The organism is Aquimarina acroporae (genome assembly GCF_023195925.1).
GTDB lineage: Bacteria > Bacteroidota > Bacteroidia > Flavobacteriales > Flavobacteriaceae > Aquimarina > Aquimarina acroporae.
The window spans coordinates 533,032-551,483 of the sequence record NZ_JALPRE010000003.1 but is presented as its reverse complement, the minus strand read 5'-3'; the positions used below and the strand labels follow the sequence as shown (position 1 = coordinate 551,483).

14 protein-coding genes are annotated in these 18,452 nt (G+C 34.2%); 12 read left to right on the top strand and 2 right to left on the bottom strand.

Annotation, left to right across the window (positions count from 1 at the left end; all coding sequences use genetic code 11):
- Positions 1-250: 250 nt before the first annotated feature.
- Together M0D21_RS06930 and M0D21_RS06925 are read right to left on the bottom strand one after the other, a co-directional pair.
- Positions 251-2,977: a triple tyrosine motif-containing protein gene (locus tag M0D21_RS06930; protein ID WP_248327747.1), complete on the bottom strand. Its 2,727-nt coding sequence runs from the start codon at positions 2,975-2,977 to the stop codon at positions 251-253.
- An 81-nt stretch (positions 2,978-3,058) separates the two neighbouring features.
- On the bottom strand, positions 3,059-4,636 hold the full coding sequence (locus M0D21_RS06925; protein WP_248327745.1) for a solute:sodium symporter family transporter: 1,578 nt from the start codon (positions 4,634-4,636) through the stop codon (positions 3,059-3,061).
- 392 nt (positions 4,637-5,028) lie between these two features.
- Between M0D21_RS06925 and M0D21_RS06920 the strand changes: the two genes are divergently transcribed.
- The 12 genes from M0D21_RS06920 (at position 5,029) to M0D21_RS06865 (ending at position 17,909) form a co-directional block, all read left to right on the top strand.
- Positions 5,029-5,700 (top strand): helix-turn-helix transcriptional regulator, encoded by a 672-nt coding sequence (locus M0D21_RS06920; protein ID WP_248327743.1) that lies wholly within the window; start codon positions 5,029-5,031, stop codon positions 5,698-5,700.
- A gap of 315 nt (positions 5,701-6,015) precedes the next feature.
- Positions 6,016-8,460, top strand: coding sequence for a peptidoglycan DD-metalloendopeptidase family protein (locus tag M0D21_RS06915; protein ID WP_248327741.1), 2,445 nt, complete (start codon positions 6,016-6,018; stop codon positions 8,458-8,460).
- Positions 8,461-8,562: 102 nt separating this feature from the next.
- Positions 8,563-9,441 carry a TolB family protein gene (locus tag M0D21_RS06910; RefSeq protein WP_248327739.1) on the top strand — a complete coding sequence of 293 codons (879 nt, stop codon included), beginning with the start codon at positions 8,563-8,565 and terminating at the stop codon, positions 9,439-9,441.
- Positions 9,442-9,444: 3 nt separating this feature from the next.
- Positions 9,445-11,277 (top strand): N-acetylmuramoyl-L-alanine amidase, encoded by a 1,833-nt coding sequence (locus M0D21_RS06905; RefSeq protein WP_248327737.1) that lies wholly within the window; start codon positions 9,445-9,447, stop codon positions 11,275-11,277.
- Between the two features lie 169 nt (positions 11,278-11,446).
- A complete protein-coding gene (locus tag M0D21_RS06900; RefSeq protein WP_248327734.1) occupies positions 11,447-12,907 on the top strand; it encodes a S8 family peptidase in 1,461 nt (486 codons plus the stop codon).
- Between the two features lie 293 nt (positions 12,908-13,200).
- Positions 13,201-14,106 carry a helix-turn-helix domain-containing protein gene (locus M0D21_RS06895; protein WP_248327732.1) on the top strand — a complete coding sequence of 302 codons (906 nt, stop codon included), beginning with the start codon at positions 13,201-13,203 and terminating at the stop codon, positions 14,104-14,106.
- A 98-nt stretch (positions 14,107-14,204) separates the two neighbouring features.
- Positions 14,205-15,044, top strand: coding sequence for an aldo/keto reductase (locus M0D21_RS06890; protein ID WP_248327730.1), 840 nt, complete (start codon positions 14,205-14,207; stop codon positions 15,042-15,044).
- A 12-nt stretch (positions 15,045-15,056) separates the two neighbouring features.
- Positions 15,057-15,821, top strand: a complete 765-nt coding sequence (locus M0D21_RS06885) for an SDR family NAD(P)-dependent oxidoreductase (RefSeq protein ID WP_248327728.1) — start codon at positions 15,057-15,059, stop codon at positions 15,819-15,821.
- A gap of 43 nt (positions 15,822-15,864) precedes the next feature.
- The gene (locus M0D21_RS06880) at positions 15,865-16,836 is read left to right on the top strand and encodes an aldo/keto reductase (protein WP_248327725.1); all 972 of its coding nucleotides are present in this window, start codon (positions 15,865-15,867) and stop codon (positions 16,834-16,836) included.
- Between the two features lie 165 nt (positions 16,837-17,001).
- Positions 17,002-17,214: a hypothetical protein gene (locus M0D21_RS06875; protein WP_248327723.1), complete on the top strand. Its 213-nt coding sequence runs from the start codon at positions 17,002-17,004 to the stop codon at positions 17,212-17,214.
- Positions 17,215-17,357: 143 nt separating this feature from the next.
- Complete coding sequence (locus tag M0D21_RS06870; RefSeq protein WP_248327721.1) at positions 17,358-17,639, top strand: hypothetical protein; 282 nt, start codon at positions 17,358-17,360, stop codon at positions 17,637-17,639.
- A 3-nt stretch (positions 17,640-17,642) separates the two neighbouring features.
- A complete protein-coding gene (locus M0D21_RS06865; protein WP_248327719.1) occupies positions 17,643-17,909 on the top strand; it encodes a hypothetical protein in 267 nt (88 codons plus the stop codon).
- The last annotated feature ends 543 nt before the right edge of the window (positions 17,910-18,452 follow it).

Sequence of the window (18,452 nt, the reverse complement as noted above, 5' to 3'; positions counted from 1 at the left end):
ATTTTTGTTTGATTTTCTCAAACTTAAACAGTATTGTTAACAAATTCTCAATGAGCAACCTCAACAAAAAACATACATTGTAGGAAGGAAAAAAGGATTATTTACGAGGATTCCGCAGCAAACCCATTAAAAATAAGACTCTTATAATGTTTTCGTTTTATTAAATAATTGTAAAAAAATATTAAATAAAGGAAAGCTCTAACGTTGGAGTTGAGGTAATGTTGAGGTGTATTTTAAAGTTGTTGTAGTGCTAAATCTCAAGAATGTAGTTCACTAAGTTATCAGAGTGTTCTAATTTTAACTTTTTTCTTAAACGATATCTTTTTATCTCAACACTTCTTACAGAAATATTTAACAAAGGAGCAATTTCTTTGGAGGATAAATTAAGCCTTAAATAGGTACAAAATCTAAGGTCATGAGGCGTTAAATCATTGTGCTTTGCTTTTAGTTTTTTCAAAAAATCTTTATCCACATTGTTGAAAGCCTCTTCAAAGTGTTTCCAATCGTCTTCATTATTCAAATTCCTATTAATAATTCGTTCTACATTTTTGACTCCTCCAACATTCATCTCAGATTTTTGAAGTTCTTTTTTTATAGTATTAAGAATTTCATTTTTCTTAATAATATTCATGGTAGAAGTAGCTAACTCCCGGTTTTTATTCTCTATGTCTTGAGTTAACTTTTCATTATTCAACTTCATAATTTCTTTTTCAGACTCAAGTCGTTTTAGTTCCAGTTGTTTTCTATTTTCCTCAATAAGTTTTTGCTTTTGTCGTGTATAATATCGTTTATACAGTTTATGCATGAGGAATAATATAAACAAAAACAGCAATGCATAAATTATAATAGCCCAAACTGAAACGTACCAAGGTCTTTTAATTGTAAAGTCAAATCGAGCAACGTTATTAGTAGGTATATTGCCTGTTTTTGCCCTTACCAGAAATGAATACTCTCCGTAAGGTAAATTCTCAAATACTACTTTCGAATTTGTGGTCCAATTGCTCCAAAAATCATAGAACCCCTCCAGTTTATATTCAAACTTGGAAACCATATATTTATCATATTCAGGAATCGTATACGCGAAGGAAAAAGTATTAAAATTGGGCGCAAAAACAGGATTTTTTTCAAATCTAGAAACCTCTTTAAATGCCGTTTTTTTGTCTTTTACCCATATTTTATCTAAAATAATCTGATGCGTTTCGTTATGATTTTTTGAAGTATTTAATATCAAATACCCCCTTGTAGTGCCTATTAAATATTTATCTTTTCCTAAAAACATAATATTCTCGAAACCAAACATCTCTTTTCTCAATGACCTTGGTATCGGAATCCTTGTGATTTTGAAATCCTTAGAAAACTGACTTTTTTCAATATAACTGATATTGTTTTTGGAGAAACTCCAGAGTTTTCCATTATTATCTTTAATAAGCTTTCCTATTTCATGATTTTCATTATTTGAAAACTGACTTGTGACACCCCCCTTTTCAAATTTACCAGTAGAAGCATTGTATACATACAAGCCTTGTTCATGTGAGTATAAAATATCTCCTTTATATTCTATGACATTTGAGTTTTTTCCTCTTTCTACAAGTGAAGGCGTTTCAATCTCAACAATAGTCTTAAAATCTTCATCTAACTTGATTTTAAACACTCCTTTATTTTCATGATTTACCCAAACCGAATCCTCAAATAACTCTATGAACCTAGCAGAATACTCAAACCCCTCTATCTTATGTCGCAATTCCCATTTCCCTTCATTCTTGTGCAAAACACAAAGGCCAGTATAGGTTCCCTGTAACAGCTTATCGGGGTGTTTGGCAATTGGTTTAAAAACCCAGCCTCCATTTAAATTTGATATTAATTGAGCATTATCATAATCAATTAGAAATGTTCCTGAATCGTGTCCACAAAAAAGAGAATCATCATAAACATAAAGACTCCAAACCTGCCCATTGGTGCCCTTAACAAACTTGAATTCTTCATTTAAACCTATTGATTTATAAAATAGCCCCTGGTTGGTTCCTAGGTATAAGACATTGTTAAAAATAACCGAAGTATAAACCGTACCAATAGTGCCATCTACATCATCAAAAAGCTCTATTGGAGATTTAATATTAATACAATTGATCCCATTGTCGAGTCCAAGCCAAATATTATTATCGGCATCTTCAAACATAGATAAAACCGTATTATTGCTCAATCCTTGACTTTGATTGATCTTATAATTTATAGTTCCCTCTTCTGAAAGGTATATTACACCTTCAGAAATGGTACCAAGAATGAAGCTCCCATCTATAAGGCGTATACTACTAAAAATGCTTATCCCTTCTAATGAATCATCTGCCGGTATATTCCATTTTTGTACGCCCTTCTTTGAAACAGTAAAAAACCCGTTACTACTGGTAAGTACCAAAATACCATTAGAAATCTTGGATATACTCACTACCTTATCATTTTGTGCAATCGCAAAATCTGTAACTAATCGTGGTTTTCCTTCTTCAATCTTATAGATTCCTTTAACAGGGTCCTGAAAATATATTACTCCATTAACATTGTATAACCCAACAATACCTGTGTTAGATTCCACAAAATTGATTGCCTCTGTCTCATCATTATAAATGTATATTCTATTGAGCGATTGAAAAAGCACCCAATTTTGCAGGTGAACTATTTTCCAAAACTGCTCATCCTCTATCAGTTTATCCTTAACAATATCACTCAAAGAGGTATACTTAAGATTACCAAAATTGTTCTTCTTCCAATATCCGAAATTCATGTAAGAGCCTGTGTAAACTCGATCACCTACAACATTTACAGATCTGGTGTTAGTTCCATTAGGAGTAGAATATAGTTTCCAATTTGTTCCATTATATTCTAGTAACCCTCCTTCATTTGCCACATAAATGTATTTTGAGTCAGATTGAGTAATAGCCCAGTTTTGAGTTCCAGCATTATAAGTCTCAGGCAGAAAGGTCAATATTGGTGGTAATTCCTGTGACGAAAGAATATTCGCGTACAGAAATGAATAAAATAAAATTATGTAGTTATAATATTTCAATTATCTAAAAAAGATATAAGTAGCCACTACTATTAAACATATTCCAACTCCTACTAACTTTGTATATCTCCACGGAGTAATATCTACATCTTTAGTATACTCTTGTATATAAGCTTTCTTTTGAGGATACAATTTACCAATAATTAGCATTATCGCGATATTAAAAATAAAAAGTATGGCCATTACATGAAGGAAATGTGGAAAGTCTCCTTTCATAATAGAACTATCTAATACCACATAAATAAGATATAATAATGCTCCCGAAATAATGGCAATATTTGCAGCGATTGCAGGTACTTTTTTAGTTAAATACCCCACTACAATAATAGTAAGTATAGGAATGCTATAACACCCGTTTACTTTCTGTAAATATTCAAAAATGCTACTTACCTGTTCTAAAAATGGTGCTACAAACATAGCTAGTATAGCGAGAATAACTCCAAAGCTCTTTCCTGCTTTCACTACTTGTTTTTCAGAAGCTTTTTTATTGAAATATTCTTTGTAAATATCTATACCGAACAGGGTTACAGAACTATTTAATGCACTATTAAAAGAACTTAAAATAGCTCCAAACAAAACAGCCGCAAAGAACCCAACCAATGAAACAGGTAAAACTTTACTTACCAATCTAGGATAGGCCTCATCTGGACTAGAAAGCTCTCCTTTAAATATATGAAATGCAATAATACCTGGTAAAACCACAATTAAGGGTCCTAATATTTTGACAAAAGCACCAAGTAATAATCCTTTTTGACCTTCTTGCAAATTTTTTGCTCCTAAAGCTCTTTGTATTATGGCTTGATTTGTCCCCCAATAAAATAATTGTACCAACATCATACCTGTAAAAATAGTTGCAAAGGGGATTGAAGATTCTGACGAACCTACGGCATTAAATTTTTGGGGATTATCATTCATTAAGATAGTAACTCCTTCAAAGACACTTCCATCTCCTATTTCGGCAAGACCAAAAACCGGAATCATTAATCCTCCTATTAACAAACCAACGGCATTAATTGTATCAGAAACCGCAACCGCTTTTAAACCTCCAAAAATTGCATAAATAGAACCTGTAATTCCAATTCCAAAAACACATATCCAAATAGAAGTAGTTTTTGAAACCTCTAGTAATTCTGGAATATTAAACATGGTCGTTAGAGCCAAAGATCCAGTATATAGCACTACAGGCAAAAAGACTACTACATATCCAGTTAGAAATAACCCAGAAGTTAAAGCTTTTGTTGTGGTATTGTAGCGTCTTTCCAAAAACTGAGGCACTGTGGTTATTCCTCCCTTCAAATATCTTGGCAGTAAAAAAATAGATGTTACCACCATTGCAATTGCTGCCAATGTTTCCCAAGCCATTACTAAAATTCCTTCGGTGAAAGCCTGACCATTGAGACCAACAATTTGCTCTGTTGATAAGTTGGTAAGCAATAGAGATCCTGCAATTACTACCGCAGTTAAACTACGTCCACCAAGAAAATACCCTTCTGATGAAGTTTCATCGGTTTTTTTTGTGGCCAAATAAGAAATAATCGCAACCAAAAGGGTAAAACCTAAAAATAAAATAATGCCCATGTTAAAATTTTAGAGATTCATAAACTGCTAAAAATATCAGATATTATGATAAACTTGTCAGGTTTTTTGTGCTAATAACTATGCTGTATAGTTTTTGTATAGGTTTTCCTATTTAAACAAGATTCATTTCTAAACAAATTCAGGTTATTGTTAAGAATCAATCCTCAAGAGTTTAAATCAAATTCAACTAAATTTATCTCTATTCTTATCATTTTTATCCATCTTTTATAGCAGTAAAACTAAAACATATTATATCTATATTTTTTAAATTTTTATTGAAAACTAGGCTTCATAAATTCGATTTTAGTGATTTTTTCAATCAAATATTATTATATTAACAAAACTATTTTCTAAAAATAGTTCTCCACAAATCGAACTAATTGAATTTAATTATGAGAGCATTTGACGTGATTGTTGCTTATGAGGATCCTCTAAAAAGACTTGGAATAAAAGCAATGCTAGAAGCCCCAAAAGAGTTAGTTTTTAGGCTGCATGACGACATAAGTGACTTGAATAAACTGAGAAAAAAAATAATTGAACTACAACCTGACTTTATAATTATTGACGCAACCCTAAATTCCAATAATTCCGGTATAGAATTAGCTCAATTTACCAAGCTCCATGCTAAAAAAACTAAAATAGTAATCATGACTTTTGATTTGGATCCTCATCTTAAAAGCATATTAAAACATCTTGAAATTAGTTGGGTTTTGTATAAAGCAGATACCGTAGAAAGCATGAAAAAATGTGCTTGGAGAGCTATACATGACAAACCCTATATAAGTAAAAAGTTCAGGGATAAATGGTATTCTAAAACGGTAAACGAAAATTGGAACAATCCACTTGAAAAGCTTTCAAAAACAGAAATTAAAATTTTACAACAAGTGGCTAAAGGAAAAACAAATAAAGAAATTGCCTTGGAGTTTTTCAAAAGTGTAAAGACCATAAAAAATCATCGCCAAAATATCTGTAACAAATTAAACTTACAAGGTAGTAATGCTCTTCTAAAATATGCTTTGGAGCTAAAAAACACTACTACTTTTCCCGGAATTTCAACATTCTAAGAATCTGTTTATTTTGATCTTTTTATCAACTATGTTATTCATCTATTAATTCTATCCTTTCATAGAAATAAGAACATGTACCTATTTTTTTTAGGAATGAGTATGAGTACTTTAGCAGCGTATACTCTGATGCATCAAACTTAAAACCTAAACTATGAAAACATGTATTATAGTAATGAGCACTTAACCAAACATTAGACAAACCTTACTTCCTGTAATATCATAAAAATACCATTACAGCATTTTATCGAAGCTTATATACTCAAAATAGGCTCACCTAATTATTGAATAATCTTAACGACAAACTCACTCGTAATGAAAACTTTTACCCTAAAATGGATATTGTTTCTTCTTATCCATTCGACACTTGTACATTCTCAGGAACTTATCATCAAAAAAAACCAGGATTTTTTAATTACTAATCTTGTAGAACCAATACCTAAAATAGGTAAAGTCAACAAAAGTACAACTGTAAGCCACCGACCCATTTCGTTAGATCGAATAACTTATTATGCCGATCAAATCTCTAAGGATTTGATCCTATCTAAATCTTATGATTTTTTCCAAGGATTGCAAAGCCCTTTTGATCCCAACATATGGGTTTTTCTTGAAAGAGAACAAATAGGGGGAGCTTTTAGATTAAAAAAAATAAATACTTCTCATGGACAGCAAAGTAATCTGATCTATAAAAAAAATACGAATAGATCGGAGATTGCTTTTAAACCAATCGCATGGACTCAAAATCCAAATAAAATTTATGTTGAAGGTATTTTTTTGGATGCTGCCGAGGAACATCAAGGAATTTGGATACTTGATCTCGAATCTAAGCAGCTTGAAAACCTTGATGTCTCATTCGATTACATGAAAACCCCTTTGCTTTCACCGACGAGAGATCGTTTTTATTTTGTAGGTTCATTAGATAACAAAGTCGATAATTTACATGGTAACACCGATGTTATCTTAGAATACAACATAAAAAGTAAAAAAGTAAAAACTATACTTAAAGAAAAGGGCGAGTACCTTCAAATCATTGGATGGAAAAACCAAATTTATAAAAACCAGAAAACACAACAACTAAAATTTTCTAACTTAAACTACTATTTGCCTTGGGATGCAGGAGTAGATCTATGCGTTTCTAGACACGGTACTCCGGGACCTGTTGGTTCTCATACCCACGTTGGCAGATGTAACATTTTTGGTCCAGGTGGACATCACTCATATCCTGCCATTGATTTTGCCACATCCTTATCTAGTGATCAAAATGTTAGAGCTTCAGCCAGCGGAGTCGTTTCTTTTTCAGGGATAAGTGGTAGCCTAACCAGTGGATATGGTAGGTTAGTGATTATAAGGCATAGTGATGGTACAAGAACCTATTACGCTCACAACAAGGTCAACTTGGTCAATCAAGGTCAAACCGTTAGCAGAGGACAAGTAATTGCAAAGGAAGGAACCACTGGGGGATCCACAGGAGATCATATTCATTTTGAGTGGCGAGCTGCTGGAGGTAATGCTTCTACCAAAGGACGTTTCACTGGGATTGGAGAGCCAAGACAAGATTATCGTTATCGCTCTAATAATAGTGTAGTAACCCCACCCCCTCCACCTTCCGGAGACACCACTGCTCCTACTACTAGTATTGGTGCTAGTGGCGGAACTACCCAAGCTGGAGATTTTACCGCAAACATTACCGATAATGATAATATTGAAGTAACAAGAAGATTCTACCAGGCTTTAGAGAAATACGGAGATAACTGGTATGCCAACCGAGGTAACGGTTTCTTTAATGATAATTGCAACGTGCTCTATTCTGGGTATACCATTGGAGCAGGAAACTGGTCTATTAACAACAAACATCTTAGACAATCTAATACCAGTTCTGATAATACGCAACTTAGTTCATTCCTATCTCAAAACTCTGGGTTACCCTACTTATACGAGTTTGCTGCCAAAGTCGAATCTACCTCTGGTCCTAGAAAGTTTGGAATACATATCATGGCAAGCGATAGCAATTTATCACAACGTGGGAACTCCTATCTTATATGGTTTAGTGGTGAAGACAATAAGGTGCGTATTTATGAAACCGTAAACAATGTACTTAATACCAGAGCCATTGGCGATGCTCCTCAAGACAATAAGTGGGCAAATTATAAGATTACCTATAGCCCTGCTTTTGGAGTATTAGAAGTCTTCAAGAATAACAAATCAGTATTGAAATGGACAGATACATCACCCATCAAAAATGGTAGTTCGATCTCTTTAAGAACAAATAAAACCTTAGTAGAATTTGATGATCTTAAAGTGTACAAATTTAGAGCAGGCAGCAGCCAAACTATAACAGCTGGTAGTGCGGTAACCAAAGATATGAGAAGAAGAAATGGTAAAGTAAAAAGTTTGGTAAGAGACGCCGCAGGAAACTGGTCAACACCAGGAAATTTAGATGTAACTATTAGTAGCTTATCAAAGCAGAACAATACTATACTAGATGATACTTTTCTTACCAATACTGTAATAGTATATCCCAATCCAACTGATGGAAAGAAACTGCGAATGAATTATCATTCTTCATCCAAGAATACAGCATATGTTTCTATTTATGATATGCTAGGAAGAAAACTTAAATCCACTCAAGATTACTACAAGGGCATAAATGAAAGAACTATGGATCTTAGTGGTTTTATAGCTGATCTTCAAAAAGGACAATATATAATTAAGGTATCTCTTGACCACATAACCAATACTATAAAAATCACAAAACAATAGAGTCTCACTTATCTACAATAATGTGATCTCAAACAATATACACCTCAATACAACTGAATAACTCTAAGTTATTTCAGAATAATTAATCGAAACCTCAACTTTATGAAAACTTTTAAACTAATAACTTTAAGAATACTATGCTGTTTAATCAGTGTAATAGGGTATTCACAATCTTATCTAACCAATGTAACGCCTATTACTTCTGGAGGAGATTTTAGCACACCAATATGGTCGCCAGATGGGGAAAAAATACTTTTTACAAATCATGAAAACAGTACTTTATTTTTTATAGATCTCAAAAAAAGTAATAAAGTAGAAAAAGTAAAAAGTGGAGAAGGAATCGGGTATTTAGCTAATTGGTCAATTGACAGCAACAATATCATATTCAGAGAAAAACCCATAGGAGGAACTTTTTCTAACCTTGAGGTAAAGAGCATTAATCTCGTATCTAAAAAGGAAAAAGTATTAGCAGGTGTACATCCTGATAATACCAAAATGGTAGCTCAAACAAAATCTGGTGATAATCTGCTAGTATACATTAACCAGAAAACCTTAAAACTTGAAGCAAAAAAAGGAGTAAATGGCAAACCCTGGGTAATTACTAAGGAGGATGGTCAATTTTATCACCCTATCGTTTCTCCAAATCAAGAATACGTTGTGGTGCATCAAGGTGCTAATATGTATAGTTACCGTATTTCAGGAAAAGACCAAAGAAAAGATCTGGGGATAGGTTTAGCAAGTAGTTGGCTTCCAGATAGTAGCGGGGTAGTCACTTTTGAGGATAAGAGTGAAGATGGTCATACTGTATCTGCTTCAGATTTATTTTATATATCCGCAAGATCTTCAAAAAAGATACAACTAACGGCCACACCAGATACCGTCGAAATGTGGGGAGATATATCTCCAAATGGAAAGCAAATTGCGTTTTCTGATGAAAAAACCGGAGCCATATTTATCGCAGATTTTAATCTAAACAAGTAAACCATGAACATATATAAATATTTAAATCATACTATTGGCATTATGGTCTTATTGGCGGTAATGCTATTTTCAAAAACAAGTCGTGCTCAAGTCGTTGTTATTGATCCAGGACACGGATATACATCTACTGGTGCCGACCCCGATGGAAGGACAGAAACTGAACATGCCACAGCACTTGCTGTGGGATTAAAACTTCGTGCAAAACTGCAAAATAGTTGTGGTAATTGGACAGTAAGAATGACAAGAACCACAAGGAATGGTTGGGTCTCTCTTACGCAACGTAGAACGATGTCTAATAACTGGAATGCAGACCGATTTATTAGTATACATTGTAATGGTGGTGGAGGCACTGGGACGGAGACCTTCTGGTCCAGATCTAGTAATTCACCCAACGCAAGCAACAGTCGTTTTTCTAGAGAAATTCAAGATCAAATGGTTGCTGAAGGGCAATGGGTAGATCGCAGGTCTTCTGAAGATCGTCCTTATTTAGGATTTACACTAGGTGTATTAAACCAAAACAATGCAATAGGTATATTAAACGAGATTGGCTTTGTAGACTCTGCCGATAGAAATAAGTTACTTAATGATACCTGGAGAGATCGGTTTGCTGATGCTTATGTAACAGCACTCAAAAATAGCTTGGGCAACTGTTCTGGAGGAGGAACTCCACCCCCTCCGCCTTCTGGAGATACCACTGCTCCTACTACTAGTATTGGTGCTAGTGGCGGAACTACCCAAGCGGGAGATTTTACCGCAAACTTTACCGATAATGATAATATTGAAGTAACAAGAAGGTTCTATCAGGCTTTGGAGAAATACGGAGATAACTGGTATGCCAACCGAGGGAACGGTTTCTTTAATGATAACTGCAACGTGCTCTATTCTGGGTATACCATAGGAGCAGGAAACTGGTCTATTAACAACAAACATCTTAGACAATCTAATACCAGTTCTGATAATACGCAACTTAGTTCATTCCTATCTCAAAACTCTGGGTTACCCTACTTATACGAGTTTGCTGCCAAAGTCGAATCTACCTCTGGCCCTAGGAAGTTTGGAATACATATCATGGCAAGTGATAGCAATTTATCACAACGAGGGAACTCCTATCTTATATGGTTTAGTGGTGAAGATAATAAAGTGCGTATTTATGAAACCGTAAACAATGTACTTAATACAAGAGCCATTGGCGATACACCTCAAGATAATAAGTGGGCAAATTATAAGATTACCTATAGTCCTGCTTTTGGAGTATTAGAAGTCTTCAAGAATAACAAATCAGTATTGAAATGGACAGATACATCACCCATCAAAAATGGTAGTTCGATCTCTTTAAGAACAAATAAAACCGTAGTAGAATTTGATGATCTTAAAGTGTACAAATTTAGAGCTGGTAGCAGCCAAACTATAACAGCTGGTAGTGCAGTAACCAAAGATATGAGAAGAAGAAATGGTAAAGTAAAAAGTTTGGTAAGAGACGCCGCAGGAAACTGGTCAACACCAGGAAATTTAGATGTAACTATTAGCAGTTTATCCAAACAAAACAATACTATACTAGATGATACTTTTCTTACCAATACTGTGGTAGTATATCCCAATCCAACTGATGGAAAAAAACTCATGCTTACATATAACAGTTCTAAAACATCAGAAATAACAATATCCTTATTTGATATTACTGGTAAACTAATACATCAAAAACTTGATAAGTCTAACAAGCTCAATCAAGGAAATATAGAAATAAGTGATATGGTACATAAAATTCCCAATGGCACTTACTTACTCAAAATTAATAATGGTACTCAAATTAATACTACCCGAATTATTAAACAGTAGTAAATAAACACTTAGAATAGAAAATAAACCAGTCAAAACCTGAATTAAGTAAGGTTTTGACTGGGTTTGAATAGTATTAAAAAGCCAAAAAAGAAAGGAGGAGATAACCAAAAAACTCAACCAACTAAAAACCTCACACAAAATAACACAAACTCGAAAATCTTATTAAATGAAAAAAATTCAATTTTTAATCATTGGTTTAGTTCTTATTGTATCCTGTACAAAAGAAAAAGTAAATGAAAACATCCCAAATGGAGAACTAGTTGAAGAAACCCAAGAACTCTTATCAATTGAAGAGGTGAATTCATACATAGAAAAACAATTAAAAGAAAAAGGAGATGTACTATGGCTTAAGACTCCAGCCAATATACTATGGAGCGCGGTAAAACATGGAGGCGGATATCTAAATATAGGATATGGAACACAAGTAAATTTTTCTGGCCAAAAGTCTTCTGAAGTCGAAACAATAAAAGAAAACATACTTTCCATCTTAGAGGCTAATGAAAATAAAGCAAAATCAGCCTTGGTTACAGAGGAACAAGAGGTTTTGCAGTATATTGAAGTCAAAGTTTCAAGCCTCAAAACGATCAAAGAGCTTCAAAAAATGGATAAAATAAGGTATATGGAACCCAGCTCATATACCTTTTTCCTTAAAAATGAAGAAATTCAAAAGAACTTTGGTTGTGCAAGAGATGGAAGACCTGTAAACCCAAATGATTATAGAGTTACTAATCCTGGTAGCTGGATTCCCTGGACGTTTGATATACATAACATTCCTCAGGCATGGCAATATAGCACGGGTGCTGGAATAACAGTGGGAATTATTGATTCTGGAATTTCTGATAGTCAAAAGTTTCTAGGGAGTAATTTTAATGATGGATTTTCTACAGGAAGAACAGTTGAAAAATTAGGTACTTTTGATAGTTCGGTTGTAGATGATTGTGGTCATGGTACAGCTATGTCTGCTGCAATTGCAGGCCCAAGAAACGATGACGCGATGCCCGTTGGTGTAGCTTATAATTGTAACCTAGTATCGTATAGAGGAACGGGAGATGTTCTATTGGACAGCAGGAAAGAAAGAAGATCTGTGAGTAAAGCACTAATGGAGTTAGCAGATAGATCCGATGTTAAGGTAATTTCAATGTCTATAGGATGGGTATGGACTGTAGGCAACATAAAAGATGCCGTAAAATATGCTCATTCCAAAGGAAAAATGATTATCGCTGCGGGAGGCACGTCTACCACCTTTACCAACTGGTACGCCGTGATTTTCCCTGCAAGTATGAAAGAGACTGTTGCTGTTACTGGTATTAGAGAAAATGGGAAACGTTGTAATATATGTCATGATGGAAGAAAAATTGATTTTACCGTAATGATGCAAAGAGATGAAGATTCAGACCGAACAATGCCAGTTTTAGGGTATAGATCAGATGTTAGAAATGTCGTTGGAGGATCTTCAATCGCCACGGCTACCACCGCAGGTATAGCAGCATTGGTTTGGGCTACAAATCCAGAAATGACCCGTGAACAAGTTCTAGAAAAGATGCAGAAAGCTGGTGAGTACTACCCCAATAGAAGTAATAGATATGGTTATGGAAAAATAGATGTTTTAAAAGCCGTGAAACAATAAAATGAAATAGGGTAATCTCCTAGCGATATATTTTGCTAAAGGATTACCCTATTTATTGCGTCACCCATTTTCCTCTTCATACAATTAACTACACTTTATGAAATGATGTTCCTGATCGTACCCAACGAAAAGAAATAGGAAGCCAATTTTTGCTTGTTTCTCCTTTATAGATAACTAAAAACATAAAAATCATATATTTTCTTATCACCAATACTGTTATTTTTATAGAAAATATATTTACAAAAGATAACTATATACGTTAGCTGCAATTGCAAAAAAGATAATTAATAGATTTGAAAATAGACGGCATACATACCTTTTCAACCATCAAAGCCTATCAGGATTTTATAAATTTTGAAGGAATCATTTATAACGGATTTTCCATTGCTCGACTAGAAGAGACAGCGAAAGTAATTCCAGAAAGTATGCCTCCATATCGTAAGCGTTTCTTTAAAATAATGCTGATATTAAGTGGAGAAATAGATATGCATAACAACCAGAACACTGCACAGCTTCAAAATAATACACTTTTTTTCTCTGGAGAAGGACATATTCAGTCCTGGGAGAGTATTGCACCAATGACTGGCTATGTCCTATACTTTACTTCTGACTTCTATTCGATAGTTCATAAAAAGAATAAATTGCATTCAGATTTTCCGTTTTTTACTCAAAATGCTTCAATGAGTATAAAGATAAGCCCTGAGGAGAGCAATCATTTACAGCGAACGTGTGAAAATATTATCTCATTATCTAATCAAGACTTATCAAACAAAGAAGATATCTTTAGGTCATACCTCAATATCTTGTTACTGGAATCTAAAAATCTTTATAAAGAAAAAATAGGGACAAATTCTATTATTGAAGATTCCGATAAACGTATCCTAAATAATTATAACCTATTAATTGAACAACAATATGGAACGGATAAAGAAGAAGTACTAAAATCAGTCAAAGAATTTGCAAATTCTTTATCCCTTCACCCTACCCATTTAAACTATGTGATTAAAAGCTTAACTGGTAATACAGCTTTGCAGCTTATTCATAATAGAAAACTGCAAGAAGCAAAATCTTTATTACTGCAAACTTCAAAAACCGTAAGTGAAATTGCATATGATTTACACTTTGATAACCCTACCCATTTTGTGCGTTTTGTAAAGAAAAAAACAGGCAAAACACCGCTTCAATTGCGCAATACTTAAAATTGGTCATTTCTTCTTGTTTTTTGGTTTAATCTGTAAGGGACTTCACAGGTAAATTTGTAGTGTAATTAATTATTAATACTATAAAAATCAAGAAAATGAAAACTATAGCACAAAATAGCACCTTCAAAATAGGAGGAGATTTAGAAGTGAAGCGCCTTGGATTCGGTGCCTTAAAGACAACTGGTAATGGCGGATATGGACATCCGGATGATAAAGGAGAAGTTATAAATCTTTTGAAGAAAACAAAGGGCCTTGGCATTAATTTTATTGATACGGCTGATAGTTACGGTCCATATATTTCAGAAGAGTTGATAGCAGAAGCGTTGCATCCTTATAATCTTCAAACTGTTGTTGCTACCAAGGTAGGTTACGAAAGACCTAATGGGAGTTGGGTTATCAATAACAACCCAAAGCGCATGCGTCAAGCACTAGAAGGAAGTTTAAAGCGATTAAAAGTTGAGCAGATTGACCTTTATCAATTACATCGTGTAGACACTGCAATTCCTCTATCAGAACAGATTGAGTTTTTAGCGGAGGCTCAAAAAGAAGGACTTATCAAGCATATTGGACTATCAGAAGTTAGTCTTCAACAACTACAAGAGGCGATGACATATGCACCGATAGCAAGTGTACAAAATCAATACAGTTATGGTAATAGAAAATGGGAAGATGTTTTAGAGTTTACAGCTGAACATAGCATAGCATTTTTGCCTTGGTATCCTTTAGATTCAGGCAATATTTACGGCAAGCAAAAGTTAGAAACCATCGCAAAAAAATATGGTTTTACTTCTCATCAAATAGCACTTGCTTGGTTGTTGCATCACTCCCATAATATTGTTGTTATACCAGGAACATCAAATCCAAAGCATTTAGAAGAAAATGTAGTCGCTGGTAGTATTCCATTGACACAAGAAGATTTAGATTTCTTAAACTAAAAAATAAATATCATGAAACCAGAAGTAAAAATAGCTTTGATAACTGGTGGCAGTCGAGGTCTCGGTAGAAGTATTGCCTTAATGCTGGCGAAAAAAGGTCACGATGTAATCATTACATATCGAAGCAAAAAAGAAGAAGCATCAGAAGTCGTTAAGGCAATTGAAAGTTTGGGGCAAAAAAGTGTTGCTTTACCATTGGATATTGGTGAGTTATCAAGTTTAGAAGACTTCAAAGAAAACTTCAAACAAACATTATTGAATCATTTTAAATCTGAACATTTTGATTTCCTCATTAATAATGCTGGAATAGGTGTTTCAATACCATTTGAACAAGTAGATATGACAACCTTTGACCAGTTTACAAATATTCACCTTAAAGGAGTCTTTTTCTTGACACAGCACTTATTACCTCTTATTCAAAACGGAGGGCGAATCATCAATGTTTCTTCGGCTACTACGCGTTATTACATCCCTGGTTATGCGCTTTATGCAACTATCAAGGGAAGTATAGAAACATTTACTAAATATCTTGCTCAAGAAATAGGTGCTAGAGGAATAACAGCTAATGTTATTGCGCCAGGACCAGTTGAAACAGATTTTAATGGAGGGATGGTTAGAGACAATCAGAAAATTAATGAAGTGCTTTCCTCAAAATCAGCACTTGGCAGAGTTGGTCAACCTCAAGATATTGGTGGTATTGTAGCATTTTTGTGTTCTCAAGAAAGTGAATGGATAACCGGACAACGAATTGAAGCTTCTGGAGGTATGAATCTTTAATGTCTGTTTCAAAATATAAATCAAAACTTTAAAATAATCAATTATGCAATATAGAAGAATGGGGAATACTGGGTTACAGTTAAGTGCCCTTTCCTTTGGAAGCTGGGTAAGCTTTCATAAACAAATAGATGGCAAGCTTGCCGATAGACTTATGGGCATTGCATATGATAACGGTGTGAATTTTTTTGACAATGCCGAAACCTATGCATTGGGCGAAAGTGAGAAAATGATGGGAAGAGTTATCAAAAATAAAAACTGGGAAAGAAGCTCTTTCGTTGTATCGTCAAAAGCATTTTTTGGATGGCACGGAAAAGATAACAAACCTAATCAGGTTGGTTTAAGCAGAAAACATCTGATTGAAGCTTGTAATGAAGCATTACAGAGGTTACAGGTAGAGTATCTAGACCTTTACTTTTGTCATAGACCCGATGAAAACACACCAATTGAAGAAGTGGTATGGACAATGAATATGCTCATACAACAGGGTAAGATTTTATATTGGGGCACTAGTGAATGGAGTGGTGTTCAAATAATGGAAGCGCGTAGAGTTGCACAACAATATAACCTCATTGGCCCAAAAGTGGAACAGTCTCAATACAACCTTTTAAAAAGAGATAAAATTGAAAATGAGTTTAAGGACATATACAAAAATATAGGATTAGGCACTACGGTTTGGAGTCCTTTGGCTGCAGGATTTCTTACAGGAAAATACTTAAGCGGTGTTCCTGAAGGTTCAAGATTTTCCATAAAAGGAATGGATTGGCTGTCCAGCCAATGGTTGAAGGAAGAAAAAATGCAACAAGTACAAAAACTTCAGAATATAGCAGATGAATTAAGTGTTAGCCTTGCATCATTAGCTATCGCTTGGACGCTTAAAAATCCCAATGTAAGTTCTACTATTTTAGGAGCTACTAAAGAAGAACAACTTATTCAGAATTTAAAGGCTCTGGACGTAATTCCATTGCTAACAAATGATGTTTTAGAAAACATTAATGATATTACAACTACAGGATGAAATCTTACATGTTTACTACAAGCCATAGCAAGTCTTATGCTATGGTTTTTGCTTTTACTGTCATTTCGATTTTGGTCATAATTGCTATGATTTAGGTTTAGCACAGTTTTATAGTTGCAAGTACATTTGTAATGTAAATCAGTGATCATTAAAAATTATAAAGTGATGAAAAAATTAAAATCAGCATTTATCGTTTGGATAGCAATATATCCAGCTATAACAGGAATATTGTTATCATTTGGAGAATACCTAAACCATTTGCCAGTTCTGCTTAGAACTTTTGTTCTGACTGTTGTACTGGTGCCGTTAATGGTTTATATTTTAATTCCTTTTTGGAGTAAAGTAGTTTCATTAATTAGAACAAAGAACAGCAGCTAACATTGTGTATAAGCAATAGCGGTTCAAGTGCGTACTTGAGCCGTTTTTGCATTTTAACAAGTAACTTGCTAACCGACAGCCTAGTGGCGTTAAATCCACTACAGCTCATACACGAGACCGTTGTACACCATTTGACAAAACTAATGATATTCTTAATTGATAAAATAGATTTCGAACACCAAGTAATAGTCTACAAGAGCATTACTGATTTAACTCAAAGAGTTGAATGGCAAGACGTTTTTGAAGGAAAATCCATTATTATTGATGAAAATGGAACTGAATACGAATGGGGTTCCTCAAAAAAGAATGAAATCGGAACTGTCTACAATTACACTTTAATTCCGACTTCGAGAGTTTCAGAATTAATAGATGAATGTTTAAAAATAGTTAGTATTCATCAAAATATTTGTGAATTTAATTTTTAAATTATGAGTTGGGATATTGTGCTTTTTTATTTAAAACAAAAAATAGAATCGGTTGCAGAATTAGACGATACTCAACTTGAACCGACTGACTTTAGTGGAATTTTAGAAAACTTATTTGAAAGAGTAAAAAAGGATGATAATCATAGAGAAATAATCGGAAAAAACTTCGCAATTGACTTCTTTTCCTCTAATGAGCATTCAAGTAATTTTATGCTTTCGTTGTATGGAGAAAATGGACTTTTCGAATTGATTGTATTAGCTAAAAAGTAAAATTGGCAGATTTATGACTCCGGAATTGACGGAATGATTGATTTGGATAACCCAGAGAATAACGGATACCAAAACCACAGAAAGTACGTAGAGCAAATAATGAAAAAATAAAAACGTTGTACAACAACATATATGTGATCATAGCAACAAAGTGATCAATCGATTGGTTATTGTATATTTATAAAGGCGTAATGCCTGCAGAAAGTAAAAGTTAACAACCACTGCCCAGAAAAATCGAAAAGCAAGGTAACAATTTGCCTTGCTACATTAATAGCAGATAACACACAAGCGTATTTAATTTTCATTAAATACACCATCTGTCATTGCCTCTCGCATACGTTTACTGCGCCCCTCAGCTTCGCAGTTCTTCACAACAGTATCACTACGCTTCCTCGCATTTAAAAACACAATCCCCGCAGTAACAAAGCTTGTCCCAGCTGCGGGGGAGAGTCTGTATACTGCGGGGATGTATAAAACAATTGCGAGGGCGGCTCTTTTACCAGCGGGGAAAGGGTAAACCACTGCGGGGAGCAGTTATGTAGC

Excerpts from the sequence above, each read along its gene's own strand:
- M0D21_RS06925 (WP_248327745.1), bottom strand. The coding sequence starts at position 4,636 with ATGGGCATTATTTTATTTTTAGGTTTTACCCTTTTGGTTGCGATTATT.
- M0D21_RS06920 (WP_248327743.1), top strand. The coding sequence starts at position 5,029 with ATGAGAGCATTTGACGTGATTGTTGCTTATGAGGATCCTCTAAAAAGA.
- M0D21_RS06915 (WP_248327741.1), top strand. The coding sequence starts at position 6,016 with ATGAAAACTTTTACCCTAAAATGGATATTGTTTCTTCTTATCCATTCG.
- M0D21_RS06910 (WP_248327739.1), top strand. The coding sequence starts at position 8,563 with ATGAAAACTTTTAAACTAATAACTTTAAGAATACTATGCTGTTTAATC.
- M0D21_RS06905 (WP_248327737.1), top strand. The coding sequence starts at position 9,445 with ATGAACATATATAAATATTTAAATCATACTATTGGCATTATGGTCTTA.
- M0D21_RS06900 (WP_248327734.1), top strand. The coding sequence starts at position 11,447 with ATGAAAAAAATTCAATTTTTAATCATTGGTTTAGTTCTTATTGTATCC.
- M0D21_RS06890 (WP_248327730.1), top strand. The coding sequence starts at position 14,205 with ATGAAAACTATAGCACAAAATAGCACCTTCAAAATAGGAGGAGATTTA.
- M0D21_RS06885 (WP_248327728.1), top strand. The coding sequence starts at position 15,057 with ATGAAACCAGAAGTAAAAATAGCTTTGATAACTGGTGGCAGTCGAGGT.
- M0D21_RS06880 (WP_248327725.1), top strand. The coding sequence starts at position 15,865 with ATGCAATATAGAAGAATGGGGAATACTGGGTTACAGTTAAGTGCCCTT.
- M0D21_RS06875 (WP_248327723.1), top strand. The coding sequence starts at position 17,002 with ATGAAAAAATTAAAATCAGCATTTATCGTTTGGATAGCAATATATCCA.
- M0D21_RS06870 (WP_248327721.1), top strand. The coding sequence starts at position 17,358 with ATGATATTCTTAATTGATAAAATAGATTTCGAACACCAAGTAATAGTC.
- M0D21_RS06865 (WP_248327719.1), top strand. The coding sequence starts at position 17,643 with ATGAGTTGGGATATTGTGCTTTTTTATTTAAAACAAAAAATAGAATCG.